Source organism: Aeromonas sp. Y293-4, assembly GCF_027705905.1.
Classification (GTDB): domain Bacteria; phylum Pseudomonadota; class Gammaproteobacteria; order Enterobacterales; family Aeromonadaceae; genus Aeromonas; species Aeromonas veronii.
On the sequence record NZ_JAPDCI010000006.1, the window covers coordinates 205,745 to 221,231 of the forward strand.

The 15,487-nt window shown below is 63.4% G+C and carries 14 protein-coding genes; 8 read left to right on the plus strand and 6 right to left on the minus strand.

All coding sequences use genetic code 11. From position 1 onward, the window contains the following. Positions 1-219 precede the first annotated feature (219 nt). A complete protein-coding gene (locus OKC31_RS09390; protein ID WP_247823608.1) occupies positions 220-1,545 on the plus strand; it encodes a hypothetical protein in 1,326 nt (441 codons plus the stop codon). A gap of 109 nt (positions 1,546-1,654) precedes the next feature. Next, positions 1,655-2,431, plus strand: a complete 777-nt coding sequence (locus OKC31_RS09395; protein ID WP_043821827.1) for a substrate-binding periplasmic protein — start codon at positions 1,655-1,657, stop codon at positions 2,429-2,431. 12 nt (positions 2,432-2,443) lie between these two features. On the opposite strand, the gene OKC31_RS09400 is transcribed toward OKC31_RS09395, so the two are convergent. After that, a complete protein-coding gene (locus OKC31_RS09400) occupies positions 2,444-3,292 on the minus strand; it encodes a helix-turn-helix domain-containing protein (protein ID WP_270656787.1) in 849 nt (282 codons plus the stop codon). Positions 3,293-3,437: 145 nt separating this feature from the next. Here OKC31_RS09400 and tyrS point away from each other — a divergent pair, with 145 nt between their 5' ends. The 3 genes from tyrS to OKC31_RS09415 all read left to right on the plus strand — a co-directional run bounded on the left by tyrS (position 3,438) and on the right by OKC31_RS09415 (position 6,520). Further along, positions 3,438-4,703 carry a tyrosine--tRNA ligase gene (tyrS, locus tag OKC31_RS09405; RefSeq protein WP_270656789.1) on the plus strand — a complete coding sequence of 422 codons (1,266 nt, stop codon included), beginning with the start codon at positions 3,438-3,440 and terminating at the stop codon, positions 4,701-4,703. 168 nt (positions 4,704-4,871) lie between these two features. Beyond that, positions 4,872-5,783, plus strand: coding sequence for a triacylglycerol lipase (locus OKC31_RS09410; protein ID WP_270656806.1), 912 nt, complete (start codon positions 4,872-4,874; stop codon positions 5,781-5,783). Next, positions 5,780-6,520: a lipase secretion chaperone gene (locus OKC31_RS09415; RefSeq protein WP_270656790.1), complete on the plus strand. Its 741-nt coding sequence runs from the start codon at positions 5,780-5,782 to the stop codon at positions 6,518-6,520. Before OKC31_RS09410 ends, OKC31_RS09415 begins: the two co-directional genes overlap by 4 nt. Before the next feature lie 44 nt (positions 6,521-6,564). Here the strand turns inward: OKC31_RS09415 and OKC31_RS09420 are convergent, their stop codons facing one another. The 4 genes from OKC31_RS09420 to sgrR form a co-directional block, all read right to left on the minus strand. Then, positions 6,565-7,266 (minus strand): hypothetical protein, encoded by a 702-nt coding sequence (locus OKC31_RS09420; RefSeq protein ID WP_270656807.1) that lies wholly within the window; start codon positions 7,264-7,266, stop codon positions 6,565-6,567. 44 nt (positions 7,267-7,310) lie between these two features. After that, positions 7,311-7,706, minus strand: coding sequence for an acyl-CoA thioesterase (locus OKC31_RS09425; protein WP_270656791.1), 396 nt, complete (start codon positions 7,704-7,706; stop codon positions 7,311-7,313). 264 nt (positions 7,707-7,970) lie between these two features. After that, positions 7,971-10,148, minus strand: a complete 2,178-nt coding sequence (gene katG / locus OKC31_RS09430; protein WP_270656793.1) for a catalase/peroxidase HPI — start codon at positions 10,146-10,148, stop codon at positions 7,971-7,973. Positions 10,149-10,293: 145 nt separating this feature from the next. Continuing rightward, positions 10,294-11,997 (minus strand): HTH-type transcriptional regulator SgrR, encoded by a 1,704-nt coding sequence (gene sgrR / locus OKC31_RS09435; protein ID WP_270656795.1) that lies wholly within the window; start codon positions 11,995-11,997, stop codon positions 10,294-10,296. 100 nt (positions 11,998-12,097) lie between these two features. Here sgrR and OKC31_RS09440 point away from each other — a divergent pair, with 100 nt between their 5' ends. From OKC31_RS09440 to OKC31_RS09450, 3 genes are all read left to right on the plus strand, one after another. Next, entirely contained in the window at positions 12,098-12,274 is a 177-nt protein-coding gene (locus tag OKC31_RS09440) for a hypothetical protein (protein WP_005336463.1), read from the plus strand. Between the two features lie 150 nt (positions 12,275-12,424). Beyond that, positions 12,425-13,693: an O-acetylhomoserine aminocarboxypropyltransferase/cysteine synthase family protein gene (locus OKC31_RS09445; protein WP_236367767.1), complete on the plus strand. Its 1,269-nt coding sequence runs from the start codon at positions 12,425-12,427 to the stop codon at positions 13,691-13,693. 106 nt (positions 13,694-13,799) lie between these two features. After that, positions 13,800-14,426, plus strand: a complete 627-nt coding sequence (locus OKC31_RS09450) for a glutathione S-transferase family protein (RefSeq protein WP_270656796.1) — start codon at positions 13,800-13,802, stop codon at positions 14,424-14,426. 64 nt (positions 14,427-14,490) lie between these two features. On the opposite strand, the gene OKC31_RS09455 is transcribed toward OKC31_RS09450, so the two are convergent. Further along, positions 14,491-15,390 carry a DMT family transporter gene (locus tag OKC31_RS09455; protein ID WP_270656797.1) on the minus strand — a complete coding sequence of 300 codons (900 nt, stop codon included), beginning with the start codon at positions 15,388-15,390 and terminating at the stop codon, positions 14,491-14,493. Positions 15,391-15,487 lie beyond the last annotated feature (97 nt).

Here is a 15,487-nt window from a genome sequence, read left to right on the forward strand (position 1 = left end):
GGGATCCTGTTGCGATGGGAGGCACTCTAGAAGAGTCGACCAGCCCCGTGGTTTACTTGACTGACAATCATACTGCCTGCTGGCATTGTGGAACCAATATGGTAGCCTGCCAGCGCCTGCGGGCAGTCTCTCGCTGCCACGCGCAAACTTCCGGTGAATTTGTCACGTCCTGACAAAATATAACCTTATTTATCAAGTCGTTATTTGGATATTATCCCAATGCGTATCATGCCGTTGCTTCAGGCGGCCTGCCTGAGCCTGATGTTGTCCGCCTGCGTTGCCCCATTGCTGATGATGAGCCCCACCAGCCAGCTGATGTGGGCCCTGCTCAAGCCGCTGGTCGGCTTTGACCCGAACGAGGTCAATCTGTTCGAACAACCCCTGATCAAGGATCGGATGACCGCCATCCTTGGCCCCAACTACGACAGCACCATGCAGTTGCTCAAGACTGCCGACAAGTTACAGCAGGAGGGGCCGCTTTTCTATGTGGTCTCCGAGTATGCACCGGTGCCGGATATAGCCAAGCAGGCGGGGATGGTGTGGAACTCGCAAACCAACCAGATGTCGGTATTGCTGCAAAAAGGGGATGGCACCACCCTGACCTTCGGCGAAAATCTGGCGGGCACGGCACCGACGTGGCCAACCGCCATGCAGGGCTGGCAGACCCCCACCAGCCAGCTTACCCCGGCGGCCAATGCCCTGACCGGCGCAGCGACCAGTCAGAGTGGCGCCTCCCCCTTCTCCCTTGGCAGCGCGCTGGGCACAGTGACCCGCGGCGTCACCGGCTCGCTGACCAACAGCGCCAGCCAGGCTATCAGCGGCGCAGCCGCCACCGTGACGCAAGAGGCCACCAAGGCCGTTGTCACCCCTGCCAAACAGGCTGTCAGCAGCGCCACTGCGACCGCGGCGCAAGAAGCTACCAAGGCCGTTGCCGTTCCTGCCAAGCAAGCCGTCAGTAGCGCCGCTGCGACCGCGACGCAAGAAGCCACCAAGGCCGTTGCCGCTCCTGCCCAGCAAGCCGTCAGCAGCGCCGCTGCGACCGTGACGCAAGAGGCAACCAAGGCCGTTGCCGCTCCTGCCAAACAAGCTGTCAGCAGTGCCGCTGCGACCGTGACGCAAGAGGCCACCAAGGCTGTTGCCGCTCCTGCCAAACAAGCTGTCAGCAGTGCCGCTGCCACCGCGACGCAAGAAGCCACCAAGGCCGTTGCCGATCCAGCCAAGCAAGCCGTCAGCAGCACTGCTGCCACCGTGACGCAAGAAGCCACCAAGGCCGTTGCCGTTCCTGCCAAACAGGCCGTCAGCAGCGCCGCTGCGACCGCGACCCAAGAAGCCACCAAGGCTGTTGCCGTTCCTGCCAAGCAAGCCGTCAGCAGTGCCGCTGCAACCGCGACGCAAGAGGCAACCAAGGCTGTTGCCGCTCCAGCCAAACAGGCTGTCAGTGCAGCCTCTCATACGGCCGGAGAGAGCGTCGCCGATGCCGCCAGAGCGGCGGAGGCCAAGGCTCGCGCCAAGGCAGAGGCAGAGATGGAAGCCCTGCTCAAATAAACCGACAGGCCACCGCAAGGTGGCCTGTTTTTTATCCCGCTACCGGATCATGACGTTATGGAAAAGGCCACATAGACTGTTAGGTAACTACCCGCACAAGGAGTGCATCATGCGTCGTCTGCTCCCTGCTCTCGCTTCTCTCGCCCTGTTTATCGCGCTCCCGGCTCCGGCACTTATCTACTATTCGGAACAGAACATGCCGCTCAATGGCCAGGATAAAAATGGTCAGCCTGTGGGGTTGGCAGTCGAGTTGCTGCGCCTGATGTGGCGTGAAATGGGAGAGCCGGAGCAACCCATCCACTTTCTGCCCTGGGCCCGCGGCTGGTATCTGCTGACCCAGCAGCAAGAGGCCGTGCTCTTTACCACGGCGCACACCAAGGAGCGGGATCCCCACTTCCTCTGGGTCTGCCCCATCAGCCACTCCAGGGTCGCGCTGGTCGGCCGCAAGCAGGATGCCCCCAAAGTGGCCAGCAAAGCGGATCTCGCCAAGCTGCAGATCGGCGTGATGCAGGCAGATGTCGGGGAGCAGTTGCTACTCAACCGCGGGATCAGCCCTGGCAATATGATGTCGGTAGAGCGCATGGAGCAGGTGGTGCGCCAGCTCATCATGGCGCGCACCGATCTGGTGGCGGGCAACGAGGTGATGTTGCGCCATCAGGCCAAGGAGCTGGGTTTCCCCAGCGAGGATTTTGTCACCGTCGCGATTCTTGAAGAGCAGGACAACTGCTTCGCCTTCAACCTGAGGGCAGACAAGCAGCAGGTTGCCCGCCTGCAACAGGCGCTGGACAAGGTCAGACAGGGGGATGAATACAAGCAGCTGGTGAAGCGCTACCAGTTGCTCAGTATCCTGCCCGAAACCAATCCCCCCATCCCGCGCCTCGAGTAACCCCGGCCCGCCCTATGGCGGGCTCGTTGTATCTCCCATCGATGAAACGGGGGATGCCTCCAGCGGCGCCGTAATGAGGTGGTTCAGAAAGAGATTGAACAGCTCGGCCCGCGAGCCGAGCCGCAGCTTGCCATAGAGATGCTTGCGGTGATTCTTCACCGTGCCGCTGCCAATCCCGAGCTCCGCGGCAATCGCCTCGGTATCCAATCCCTGCAGCAGCAACTCCGCCACCTGCCGCTCGCGCCGGGTAAGCCGATCCCCCCCGACACTCGCCATCGCCAGCTCCACCGCGCTCTTGAGGCTGGCGCTGTCGGGCAGCGCAGTGCTCTGGGCCAGCAGCGGCCGGCTCTGCTGCCACTGCTGACGACAGAGCGAATGTACCAGCGGGAACAGCTGCTCCAGCCTCGCCAGCTCGTTACGACTGAGGGTACTGCGCTTGTCGAGGCGCCCCAGAAACAGCATCAGCGTCAGTCCGTCCCACACCGGCAGGATCAGCCCCACCTCCTCCTGCCAGCCGGTGGCCTGATAGAAGTGGTGGCGATATTCGGGATCGAGCCGCCCTTGGGAGACCTGCGCCAGGGTCCAGACGCCGGCAGGCAAGCCCTGCTCCAGCGCCTGCATAAAGGGATCCTGACTGAAGTGGCTGGTGAGGTAGCGGTCAAACAACAGAGCCCGCTGATGATTGAGGTTGTCGTAGAGGTAGACGGGGCGCTGCCCCACCCCGAGCAGCAGGGCGCAATCAAACGCCACCTGTTGCTGGATCAGCCGCACCAGCGCCGCCGGAAAGGCGCTGCTGTGCAGGGCATCGACCACCCCGGTCATGCTGCGGGTCAAGGCATCTGTGGTGAATGGCTGGGTCATGGTGGCACGTTTCCAGTGACGGGGAGCGATTCCCCGCTATGGCTGAATGCTAGCACGAGAGTGGCAAAACTGTCCCTCAGGGGACATATCCGCCACCGGCCAGAACGGCGAGGATGACGGCTTTTCCCCTGTTGTTGGAGCACTCATGATCAACCCCCACCTGCTCGATGAGCTGACCGAGCGCGGCCTTGTGGCCCAGAATTCCGACCCGGCGGCCCTGGCCGATCATCTTGCCACCCCGCGCACAGTCTATTGCGGGTTCGATCCCACCGCCGGCAGCCTGCATATCGGTCATCTGGTGCCGCTCTTGATGCTGCGCCGCTTCCAGCTGGCGGGCCACACCCCGGTGGCACTGGTGGGCGGGGCAACCGGCCTTATTGGCGATCCCAGCTTCAAGGCGACCGAGCGCAGCCTCAACAGTGCCGATACCGTGCAGGGTTGGGTCGCCAGCCTGTCGGCCCAAATCAGGGCGCTGCTGCCCGCCGATGAGGGCCTGTCGGCCCCGCAACTGGTCAACAATGGCGACTGGATGGGGCAGATGTCCGCCCTCGATTTTCTGCGGGATATCGGCAAGCACTTCTCGGTCAACGCCATGCTGGCGCGGGAATCGGTGCGTCAGCGGCTGGCTCGCCCGGATCAGGGCATCTCGTTCACCGAGTTCTCCTACGCTCTGCTGCAATCCTACGACTTTGCGGTGCTGCACCAGCGGCTCGGTTGCACCCTGCAGATTGGCGGCAATGACCAGTGGGGCAATATCACCAGCGGCATGGATCTCACCCGTCGCCTCCATCAGGCGCAGGTACACGGCATGACCCTGCCCCTTATCACCAAGGCAGACGGCACCAAGTTCGGCAAAACCGAAGGGGGCGCGGTCTGGCTCGATCCGGCGCTCACCTCCCCTTACGCTTTCTACCAGTTCTGGCTCGGCACCGCGGATGAGGATGTCTACCGCTTCCTGCGCTACTACAGCTTTATGTCGCTGAGCGAGATTGATGCACTGGAGGCGGAAGATACCAAGCGGCAGGGGCGAAAGCAGGCCCAGCAGGTGTTGGCGAACGAGCTGACCGAGCTGGTACACGGCAAGGCGGCGCTGGCGGCGGTGCAGCGCATCAGCGAGCTGCTGTTTAGCGGCGATGTGGCCCGCCTCGGCGAGAGCGATCTGGCCCAGCTGGCGCAGGATGGCATGCCGTGCAGCACCGTCAGCGGCGAGACGGATCTGGTCAGCCTGCTGGTCAGCTGCGGTCTGGCGAACTCCAAACGCATCGCCCGCGAGCTGCTGGCGGCGGGCGCTATCAGCCTCAATGGTGTGCTCAAGCAAGATGATCAGCTGAGTGCCACTGATCGGCTGTTTGGCCGCTACCTGCTGCTGCGCCGGGGCAAAAAGCAGTATCACTTGGTGGCGTGGCAATAAGCCGCAGGGCGGGGAGCACAGCCTCCCTGCCCGCCCCCTGAATCCCTTTTGACTCCCGAGTTGCGATCCCCCTCACAGCCTCTCCCGTCAGCAGCCACCATACTGGCACCGGCGAACATGGAGTACGCCACACAATCTGTTCCTCACGAATCAACAAGGATGCTGATGATGAAGAGATGGCTTCTGGTGCTGCTCTGCACCCTGCCCATGCTGGCACACGCCAGCGGATACACCCAGACCCGCTACCCCATAGTGCTGGTGCACGGCCTGTTCGGCTTCGACAAGCTGCTCGGGGTCGATTACTTCTACGGCATTCCGCAAGCCCTGAGCCGCGATGGCGCCAAGGTCTACGTGGCTCAGGTATCTGCTACCGCCAGCTCCGAGCAGCGGGGGGAGCAGTTGCTCGCCCAGATTGAACTGCTGCTGGCCGCCACCGGCGCCGAGAAGGTCAACCTGATCGGCCACTCCCATGGCGGCCCGACCATCCGCTATGTCGCTTCGGTCGCCCCCGAGCTGGTCGCCTCCGCCACCAGCGTCGGCGGGGTCAACTACGGCTCCGAGATTGCCGATCTGGTGCGGGCCAATGCCGCCCCCGGCTCGGCCGCCGAGAAGCTGGCGGCCGCCGCAGCCCACGCCCTCTCCGACATGATTTCGCTGCTCTCGGGCGGGAGCCAGCTGCCGCAAGATCCGGTCGCCGCCCTCGATGCCCTCACTAGCAAGGGGGCCAGCCAGTTCAACCAGCGCTACCCGGAGGGGCTGCCCAGCCGCTATTGCGGCGAGGGGCCGATGCAGGCCAGCAACGGCGTCTACTACTTCTCCTGGAGCGGGCGCGGCAACCTGACCAATCTGCTGGATCCGGTGGATCCTGCGCTGGCGCTGACCGGCGCCTTCTTCAAGGAGCCCAATGACGGACTGGTCGGAGTCTGCAGCAGTCACCTCGGCAAGGTGATCGGCACCGGCTACCGGATGAACCATCTGGACGAAGTGAACCAGTCCTTCGGCATCCACCATCTGTTCGAGACCGATCCGGTCACCCTCTATCGCCAGCATGCCAACCGTCTCAAGGAGCTGGGACTATGAAGATAGCCACCCTGCTCGTCGTACCCTGCGCCATCACCCTGCTGCTTGGCGGGGTGTTGCTCTGGCCCACAGCACCGACGGCAGACTCATCACAGGCTCAAACCAATCAGCATGCACAGAGCCACCCGCACGATCCCGAGCAGGAGGCCGCCGATGCCCTGCAGGCGCGCTATCGCACCTTTGTCTCCGCCCAGAGCAGCCTGACGGTGCCCACCGAGATCTCCCTCGCCAGCCTGCAGATCCTGTTTGACGAGCGGGAGCAGCTGCGCCAGCAGAGCTTTACCCCGGCGGAGCAGGCCCAGCTGTTTGCCGAGGATCGGCTGATGGAGCAGCTGACCCTGCGCCGCAGGGCGCTGGCGGAGGCAAGAGACAGCGACAAGTCGCAGCTGGCCAGCGAGCTGGATCTCTGGCTGGTGGAGCAACCGGGCTGGTTTCGCGAGGCGGAGGCCAACAGCCGTCTGCTTGAGGAGTTACAAGGGCTGGCGCAGATGGACCCGGCCAAACGGGAGGCTCTGCTGCTGGAGACGGGGGGGCCGGAAGCGGTGGATCGGATGCGCCAGCTGGAGCAGAACCGGCAAGGGTTCGAGGAGCAGCTCAGCGGCTTTCTGGCCGAACTCAGGCAACTGCCGAACGAGGCCCGGGCCGAACAGCAACAGGAGCTGCTGGCCCGCTGGTTCGAACCCGGACAGTGGCGCCGGGTCGAGGCGCTCACCCGGCTCAAGCTGGGGGAACAATGAGCCAATGACAAGGGGCCCACGATGGGCCCCTTGCTGTGGTGCACTTATTGCGGCTTGTTGGTTGCCGGTAAAGATTGCCAGGTGAGGCGGGTCACCTGAGTGCCCTGCACCTCGCACTTGAGGCTCAACTCCTGCCACCCCTTATCCTGACGCAGGGAGACCTCCCCCTCGATCCCCTGCTCGCCAATCTTCAGCTTATCCTGCTCGAAGATCACCTTGTCGCCATGGGCGAGATCCATCAGTTTGCCGTTGCAGAGCCAGTGAGCGAGATCCGCCCCCTTCAGCTTGACGCCACCCTTGGCCGCCTTCTGCTCGGCCGCGCTCACCACAAACAGCTTGCTCAGCTCGGCAGCCCGCTTGGTGAGCCACTCCTGACGCTGCTGCATGCTCATTTTGCTGACGAACTCGGCGGGCTGGCCCTTCTCATCCAGCCACTGGGTCAGCTTGCCGCTGTCGTCAAATGCGAACTGGGCGGCGGGCTCTTTGACCCCGAACAGCTTGCCGCCCTTGAAGTAGTAGCGGCTCTCCCCTTCCAGCTTGCCCAGCTCGTTCATGATGGGCACGGCGATGATGACGGGGGCACCATCGATCCAGGCCTTGATATCGACGCCGTCATGGCTGAATTGACGGGTATCGAGGGCGCTCTCGGCCCCCTTCTCCATCAGGGTAAACTGCTCGGCGAGAGAAGCGGCCAGAGAAGGGAGGGAGCAGAATCCCAGGGTCAGCGCGATCGCTGTGTTGCGCATTGAGTTGTACATAGCACTCCTGTGATGGGCCATCCGGCCCGTGGTTAACTCTCTGTCAGCCAGGCCCGCAGCCCTTCCCGGTGGGCATCACTCAGGGGCAGGGACTGGCGGGCCCGGTAGTCAAAATGGATCAGGGTCGTTTCGGCGGTGACGGCCAGTTCGCCGCCCTGCCAGGCCTCCTGCCAGACCGTAAAGGAACTGGTGCCGATGCGGCGCACGCCAGTCTTGATGGTGACCGGCTGGCCGTAGAACAGCTCCCGTTTGAACTGCACCGTATAGCCCGCGATGATCAGCTGCCAGTTATGCACATCCAGATCGGGGGAGAAGATCCGGAACAGGGGATCCCGCGCCGATTCAAACCAGACCGCCGGCACCGTATTGTTGATATGGCCGAGGGCATCCGTCTCCTGAAAGCGGGGTTGGATCTGCATTTCCAGCATGGGTTGACTCCTTGTCTCTTTGTGTCTGTCCTTGTCCGTTCATGGGACATCAGTGGCCAATGGGTGGCCGCCGAGCATCACCAGCGGATCAGCATGTTACATGATACTGCTGGGCCAAGGACAGGGATGCCAGCGGCCCTGCGCGACCGGCCAGCGGGTGTCGCAGCGCGGCGGATTGTAGGGCTGCACAGAAAAGCGGGCAGTAAAAAGCCCCGCACATCTCGGCTGTGCGGGGCTGGTGCAGATAACCAAACGGCTTGGGGACTAGCCGAGCAGATCGAAGCGATCCGCATTCATCACCTTGTTCCAGGCGGTGATGAAGTCACAGACAAACTTCTCCTTGTTGTCATCCTGGGCATAGACCTCGGCATAGGCGCGCAGCACCGAGTTGGATCCGAACACCAGATCCACCCGGGTGGCCGTCCACTTCAGGGCGCCGCTGCGGCGATCGCGGATCTCGTAGAGATTGCTCGCTTTCGGCAGCCACTGGTAGTCCATGTCGGTCAGGTTGACGAAGAAGTCGTTGCTGAGCACCCCAACCCGGTCGGTAAAGACCCCGTGCCCGGTACCGCCGTGGTTGGTACCGAGTACCCGCATCCCGCCGACCAGCGCCGTCATTTCACAGGCCGTGAGCCCCATCAGCTGAGCGCGATCCAGCAGCAGCTCCTCCGCCGTCACCACATAGTCCTGCTTGAGCCAGTTGCGGAAGCCGTCGGCCAACGGCTCCAGCACCTCGAACGAGGCCACATCGGTCTGGGCCTGAGTGGCGTCCCCCCGGCCCGGCGCAAACGGCACGCTCACCGTCACCCCAGCGGCCTGCGCAGCCTGCTCGATGGCGAGGTTGCCCCCCAGCACGATGAGATCCGCGACGCTGACGCCACACTCGGCCGCCAGCTTGTCATAGACCGCCAGCACCTTCGCCAGCCTCGCCGGTTCGTTGCCCGGCCAATCCTTCTGCGGCGCCAGCCGGATGCGGGCACCGTTGGCTCCGCCCCGCTTGTCGGAGCCTCGGAAGGTACGGGCACTGTCCCAGGCGGTACTCACCCGCTCGCTGATGGAGAGGCCGCTAGCGGCAATCCTGGCCTTCACCGCCGCCACGTCATAATCGGCACGTCCGGCAGGCACCGGATCCTGCCAGATCAGATCTTCTGTCGGCACATAGGGGCCGACATAGCGGCTCTTCGGCCCCATATCCCTGTGGGTCAGCTTGAACCAGGCGCGGGCAAAGGCGTTGGAGAAGGCCGCCGGATCATCGCGGAAGCGCTCGGCAATCTTGCGATACTCGGGGTCGAATTTGAGCGCCATGTCGGCATCCGTCATCATGGGTTTGCAGCGGATCGAGGGGTCCTCCACATCTACCGGCATATCCTCTTCGGCGATATTGATCGGTTCCCACTGATGGGCCCCCGCCGGTGATTTTTGCAACCACCAGTCGTACTTGAACAGCAGATCGAAGTAGCCGTTGTCCCATTGGGTCGGGTGGGTGGTCCAGGCCCCCTCGATGCCGCTGGTCACAGTGTTGCGGCCGATGCCGCGGCTGTGGTGATTGATCCAGCCCAGCCCCTGCTCCTCGAGGCTGGCCCCTTCCGGCTCGGGGCCGAGCTGCTTGGCGTTGCCGTTGCCGTGAGCCTTGCCGACGGTGTGGCCACCGGCGGTCAGCGCCACCGTCTCTTCGTCATCCATCGCCATGCGGGCGAAGGTGACTCGCATATCCTGCGCGGTTTTCAGGGGATCGGGCTGGCCATCCACCCCTTCCGGGTTGACGTAGATAAGCCCCATCATCACCGCCGCCAGCGGGTTTTCCAGATCCCGCTCGCCGGAGTAACGACCACCCGGCTTGCCGCTGGGCGCCAGCCATTCCTTCTCCGATCCCCAGTAGATATCCTTCTCCGGGTGCCAGATATCCTCGCGGCCAAAGGCGAAGCCGAAGGTCTTGAGCCCCATGGACTCATAGGCCACGGTGCCCGCCAGAATGATCAGATCGGCCCAGCTGATCTTGTTGCCGTACTTCTTCTTGATGGGCCACAGCAGGCGACGGGCCTTGTCGAGGTTGGCGTTATCCGGCCAGGAGTTGAGGGGGGCAAAACGCTGGTTGCCACTGCCACCACCGCCGCGACCATCGGCGATGCGGTAAGTCCCGGCCGAGTGCCAGGCCATGCGGATCATCAGGCCGCCGTAGTGGCCCCAGTCGGCGGGCCACCACTCCTGACTGTCGGTCATCAGGGCGGTAACATCCTGCTTGAGGGCCGCCATATCGAGCCCCTTCAAGGCTTGCCGATAGTTGAAACCGGCCCCCAGCGGATTGGTCTTGGTATCGTGTTGGTGAAGAATGTCGAGGTTGAGGCTCTTCGGCCACCACTCCATTCTGGACGTCTCGACGGAGGTGGTTCCCCCGTGCATGACCGGGCATTTTCCTGCGGAACTGTCTGAATTATTGCTCATCGTTTTCCTCATTTGCTCTGCTGTCCATAACCTGAAACAGCATGGCACAGAGGCGTGACACAAACTGTGCAGCAGCGGCCGATTTACGGATCTTTCACGCAAGCGGCCACGGAACGCCCGTCAGCCGCGACAGAAATTGGACGAACTATGGCGCCTCTGCGGGCTGATGGGGCGGCTCGGGCCGCAACCAGGCGCTGCGAAAATCGAACCAGCCGAGCGCCGTCATCCGCACCCCATGCACGCCGACCCGGCTCTCCAGCTCCAGCCAGTGGTGAAACAGCGGCACAAACCAGCTCTGCTGCTGCACCCTTGCCAGCAGGGCGCGGGGGCCGGGCTCCTCACCACTGGCCCGCCACTGCATCAACCCTTGCCACAACTCATGCTGACTGCTCCACACCTTGCGCAGCAACGGGGTCCCCTGCAACCAGGCGTAGGGGGCAAAGGGGCCGGCATGTTCGAGGTTGAGGGTGCCGAGCCAGAGATCCACATCCTCATCCTCGCCGCTCACCCAGCGACCGTAATCGAGGGTGCGCACCTCCAGCCGGATCCCCTGTTCGGCCAGCAGGCTGCTCATGGCGTTGGCGCACTCGTTGAATTCCAGATGCTGGTTGAAGCAGGCGAGCACCAAGGTCGTCGGCAACTGCGCCGGTGTGGGCAAGGGCGCGGGCAGCGCTTCGCGCCAGTGGGGCAGCAGGCCGAGGGCGCTGGTCCAGCCCCGTTGCAACTCGAGGGCGACCCGTCCCATCAGGGCTACCGGATTGAGCAGTTGGCCCAGCCACTGGCGCAGGGCGGGATCCTGCAAGGATCCGGAACGATCGTCCTGCAGCAGGAAGTAGCAGCCCGACTCCAGCTCCGACTCGCCACGCATGGTGCCGAGCTCAGGGCTGTCGCGCCCCAGCTGCAGGTGGGTCTCCAGCCGTTCCGCCAGCTCCGGCAGCATCCAGATATCGATCTCGTCGAGCAGGGCGCGCAGGCCGAAGTAGTCGTCAAACGCCGCAAGGCAAAGATGCAGGGGATCGTTGGCGGCCACCCGGTAGGGGCCAGTACCCACCGGTTGCAGGGCAAAGCCCGCCTCCCCCTTGAGCTCCCGCGGCAAAATGGTCGCCACCGGCTCCGCCAGCAGGTGGGGCAGCCAGGGATCCGGACTGTCGAGATAGAGATCCAGCGTGCGCGGCCAGGGGCTCTCCAGCCGAATCAGATGGGAAAACAGCGGGCGATCCCGCAGGGCCAGCAGGCTCTCCATCACATCCTCCACCACCAGCTCGCGGCCGTGGTGAAAGCGCACCGCCGGGCGCAGATAGAAGCGCCAGTGACAGGGGCCCAGACACTCCCAGTGGTGGGCCAGATCCCCTTCGATTTCCCCATTTTCCTCATTTCGCCGGGTGAGGCCGTTGAAGATCTGGCGGCTCAGGTGGATTTCGGAGCGGCGCATCGGGCCGGTGGGCAGCAACTGTGGCAACGGCCGGTAGTAGGGCACCCGCAGGATCTGGCGCCCCTCGCGGGTAGCCTGACCGAGCTGTTCGATCAACAGCGGGGTGAGCAGATCGAGGCGATCTGCGGCCAGCCGTACCGCCTGCGCCAGCTGGCCCTGGCTGAGCAGATCCCGTAAGCGGCGCCGGGTCAGGCTCTCCTGACTGTCGAGCAGGGTGAGCCGGGAGCGCCGCCCCCGCCCCGCTTCTGCCGACCAGCTGAGCCAGCCCTGATCCTGCATCCGCCGCAGCAGCAGGCGGGCGTTGCGCGGGGTGCAGCAGAGCAGATCCGCCACCTCGGCGAGGCTGATCTCCCGTTCGTCGCTGCCAAGCAGCTGGGCGAGTCGTTGAAATTGCTGGTAAAGGCGACCGGTCGGCATAAAAGAGGAAATCCTGTTGCTATAAGTCATCAGTTTTTACTTCCGCATTTTAGCTCAATACTGCTGATGAACGTGAGAACCACAGTAGAGGAGCACCATCATGAGCCACGCCAACCCCCTCAAACCGAACCGGATCCAGCAGACCTTGCGCCGTTACTTCAAGCGGATCCTGCCGCGCCCGCTGCCGCTCATCGAGGATCCCATGCAGCAGCTCAACCGCCTGATGCAGTGGGATATGAACCAGATCGATGACAAGGAGTATCGCCGTCGCCTCTGAGTGCGAGCCGTGCCAGCCACTCGGGAGGCGCATCCCCTGCGGGCGACATTGCTTTGCCGGATCTTGCTGTTTACATCGGCCACGGGCCTGATAGATTGGACGTCTATCCATCTATAACTGCGACAAGCAACATCCAACAAGGAGTGTGTGATGAAAGATGCGACCCTGGCCCTGCACCACGGCTTTTCCAGCGACCCCACCACCAAAGCGGTCGCCGTGCCCATCTACCAGACGGTGGCCTACGAGTTCGAGAGCGCCCAGCACGGGGCGGATCTGTTCAATCTGGCGGTGCCGGGCAACATCTACACCCGCATCATGAACCCCACCAACGATGTGCTGGAGCAGCGGATGGCTGCGCTGGAAGGGGGGATCGCCGCGCTGGTGGTCTCGGCAGGTTCCGCCGCCATCACCTACGCCATTCAGGCGCTGACCGCCGCAGGTGACAACATTGTTTCCACGCCCCAGCTCTATGGCGGCACCTACACCCTGTTCGCCCACATGCTGCCGAGTTTCGGGGTCGAGGTACGCTTCGCCAAGGATGACAGCGCCGAAGCCATCGCCGCCCTTATCGATGACAAGACCAAGGCGGTCTACTGCGAGAGCATCGGCAACCCGGCGGGCAACATCGTCGATCTGGCCGCGCTGGCCAAGGCCGCCCACGCCCGTGGCGTGCCGCTTATCGTCGACAACACGGTCGCCACCCCGGTGCTGTGCAAACCCATCGAACATGGCGCTGACATCGTCGTCCACAGCCTGACCAAATATGTCGGCGGCCACGGCAACTCGCTGGGTGGCGTCATCGTCGACTCGGGCAAGTTCCCCTGGGCGGATCACGCCGAGCGCTTCCCGCAGCTGACCAAACCCGAACCCTCCTACCACGGGGTGGTCTACACCGAGGCCTTTGGCCCGGCCGCCTTTATCGGGCGAGTGCGCACAGTGCCGCTGCGCAATACCGGCGCGGCGCTGGCGCCGATGAACGCCTTCCTGCTGCTGCAAGGACTGGAGACCCTAAGCCTGCGCATGGAGCGCCACGTGGATAACGCTCTGCGGGTCGCCAACCACCTCAAGCATCACCCCAAGGTGGCCTGGGTCAGCTACGCCGGTCTGCCGGGTCATCCCCACTATCTGCTGGCGGAGAAGTACATGGCCGGTCGCCCCTCGGCCATCCTCTCATTCGGCCTGAAAGAGGGTTACGAGGCGGGCGTGCGCTTCTACGATGCGCTGAAGATCTTCAAGCGGCTGGTCAATATCGGCGATGCCAAGTCGCTGGCCTGCCACCCCGCCTCCACCACCCATCGCCAGCTGAGCGAGGAGGAGCAGGCCAAGGCCGGGGTGAAACCCGAGATGATCCGGCTGTCGGTCGGGATCGAGGCGATCGAGGACATTCTGGCGGATCTGGATCAAGCGCTGGAGGCCTGAGTCAGTCAACGAGGGAGCGGGCATCAAGCCCGCTCTTTTTTACTGCCGGTGAACCGCCATCCTCGCCCGTTCGTACACACTTTCCTGCCACCGAATCGAGGTCGTTATGATAGTCCTGCACCACCTGAACAAATCCCGCTCCCAACGCATCATCTGGCTGCTCGAAGAGCTGGGTCAGCCCTATGAGATCAAGGCGTATCAGCGCGATGCCACCACCTTTCTGGCACCGCCCGAACTAAAAGCCATCCACCCCCTCGGCAAGTCGCCGGTCATCGAGTTCGACGGCCGGGTGCTGGCGGAATCGGGCGCCATCACCGAGTACCTGATTGTCCGCCACGCTCCGGAACGGCTGGCACCGGCACCAGATAGCCCGGAGTATCCCGAATACCTGCAGTGGCTTCACTTTGCCGAGAGCTCCGGCATCCTGCCGCTGCTGCTCGACATGTTCGTGCGCAAGGATGGCAGCCCGATGCGCTTCCTGCCGGACTACGCCAAGGCGGAGTGTGCCAAGGTGCTGGGCTACCTCAATGAGGTACTGGCGAATCGCCACTATCTGGTGGGGGATCGCCTCTCCGGCGCTGACATCATGAACTCCTTCCTGGTGGATCTGCTGGCGCAAAGCGGCCAGCTGGCCCACTTCCCGCATCTGCAAGCCTATTGGGAACGCCTCAATACCCATCCGGCCCGTCAGAAGGCGGTAGAGCTGGAGCGCGAGCTGGATCAGCGCCTCTGACCGAACAGCCACCATGCAAAACGCCCCGACAGTCGGGGCGTTTTTATTATGCTGCGAGCGCGGTTTACTTGGTCACAGGCACCTTGTCTCGGCGCGACTTCCACCACCAGCGCAGCCGGATTTGAGAGATAAGCATTCCCGCCAACATCAGGGCGCAACCGGCAATGGCACGCTCATCCAGCGTCTCACCCAGCAGCAACACGCCACCCACGGCGGCAAAGACGGTCTCCAGACTGAGGATGATGGCGGCATGGGCAGGATGAGCGCCCCGCTGCCCCACCACCTGCAGGGTATAACCCACCCCGACCGATACCAGCCCGGCATAGAGCAGTGCCTGCCAACCGGCCACGGCACCAGCCACAGTCGGGGTTTCGATAACAAAAGCAGTGGCAAGGCTGAGCAGGCCGCAGACTATGAACTGCACCCCGGCGAGCTTGATGGGAGCAACCCGGTTGGAGTAGTGATCCACCAGCAGCAGGTGAACGGCCCAGAACAGGGCGCCGACCACCTGCAGCAGATCGCCAAAGCCGATGGTGAACTCGTCGGTAACGCTCAACACATAGAGACCGGCCAGCGCGATGATTGCGCCGATCCAGGTATTGAGCCCGCTCTTGTGGCGCAGCAGCAGCCCCAGTACCGGCACCAGAATGATGTAGAGCCCGGTGATGAAACCGGCCTTGGCGGCAGTGGTATAGAGCAGCCCCACCTGCTGCAGGGAGGCAGCACAGAACAGCACCAGCCCGGCCAGTACACCACCGATCAGCAGCTGGCGATGGTCGCCCGCGACGGCAACAGGTTGTCGGGATTTGAGCCACCAGAGCAGCGGCAACAGGGAGAGGGCGCCGAGCAGAAAGCGCAGGCCATTGAAGGTATAGGGCCCCATGTGATCCATCCCGAGGCGCTGGGCGACAAAGCCCATACCCCAGATGGTGGCAGCCATCAGCAACATCAGATTGGAGCGCATGGCGATTCTTCCTTAAATCGGCGCGTGACGGGTTATCCGATCCAAGATACCCGCCTCCCTATCCTCTTGTCTCCACTCTTTGTCTTCGCCCTTGCTC

Excerpts from the sequence above, each read along its gene's own strand:
- OKC31_RS09390 (WP_247823608.1), top strand. The coding sequence starts at position 220 with ATGCGTATCATGCCGTTGCTTCAGGCGGCCTGCCTGAGCCTGATGTTG.
- OKC31_RS09395 (WP_043821827.1), top strand. The coding sequence starts at position 1,655 with ATGCGTCGTCTGCTCCCTGCTCTCGCTTCTCTCGCCCTGTTTATCGCG.
- OKC31_RS09400 (WP_270656787.1), bottom strand. The coding sequence starts at position 3,292 with ATGACCCAGCCATTCACCACAGATGCCTTGACCCGCAGCATGACCGGG.
- tyrS (WP_270656789.1), top strand. The coding sequence starts at position 3,438 with ATGATCAACCCCCACCTGCTCGATGAGCTGACCGAGCGCGGCCTTGTG.
- OKC31_RS09410 (WP_270656806.1), top strand. The coding sequence starts at position 4,872 with ATGAAGAGATGGCTTCTGGTGCTGCTCTGCACCCTGCCCATGCTGGCA.
- OKC31_RS09415 (WP_270656790.1), top strand. The coding sequence starts at position 5,780 with ATGAAGATAGCCACCCTGCTCGTCGTACCCTGCGCCATCACCCTGCTG.
- OKC31_RS09420 (WP_270656807.1), bottom strand. The coding sequence starts at position 7,266 with ATGCGCAACACAGCGATCGCGCTGACCCTGGGATTCTGCTCCCTCCCT.
- OKC31_RS09425 (WP_270656791.1), bottom strand. The coding sequence starts at position 7,706 with ATGCTGGAAATGCAGATCCAACCCCGCTTTCAGGAGACGGATGCCCTC.
- katG (WP_270656793.1), bottom strand. The coding sequence starts at position 10,148 with ATGAGCAATAATTCAGACAGTTCCGCAGGAAAATGCCCGGTCATGCAC.
- sgrR (WP_270656795.1), bottom strand. The coding sequence starts at position 11,997 with ATGCCGACCGGTCGCCTTTACCAGCAATTTCAACGACTCGCCCAGCTG.
- OKC31_RS09440 (WP_005336463.1), top strand. The coding sequence starts at position 12,098 with ATGAGCCACGCCAACCCCCTCAAACCGAACCGGATCCAGCAGACCTTG.
- OKC31_RS09445 (WP_236367767.1), top strand. The coding sequence starts at position 12,425 with ATGAAAGATGCGACCCTGGCCCTGCACCACGGCTTTTCCAGCGACCCC.
- OKC31_RS09450 (WP_270656796.1), top strand. The coding sequence starts at position 13,800 with ATGATAGTCCTGCACCACCTGAACAAATCCCGCTCCCAACGCATCATC.
- OKC31_RS09455 (WP_270656797.1), bottom strand. The coding sequence starts at position 15,390 with ATGCGCTCCAATCTGATGTTGCTGATGGCTGCCACCATCTGGGGTATG.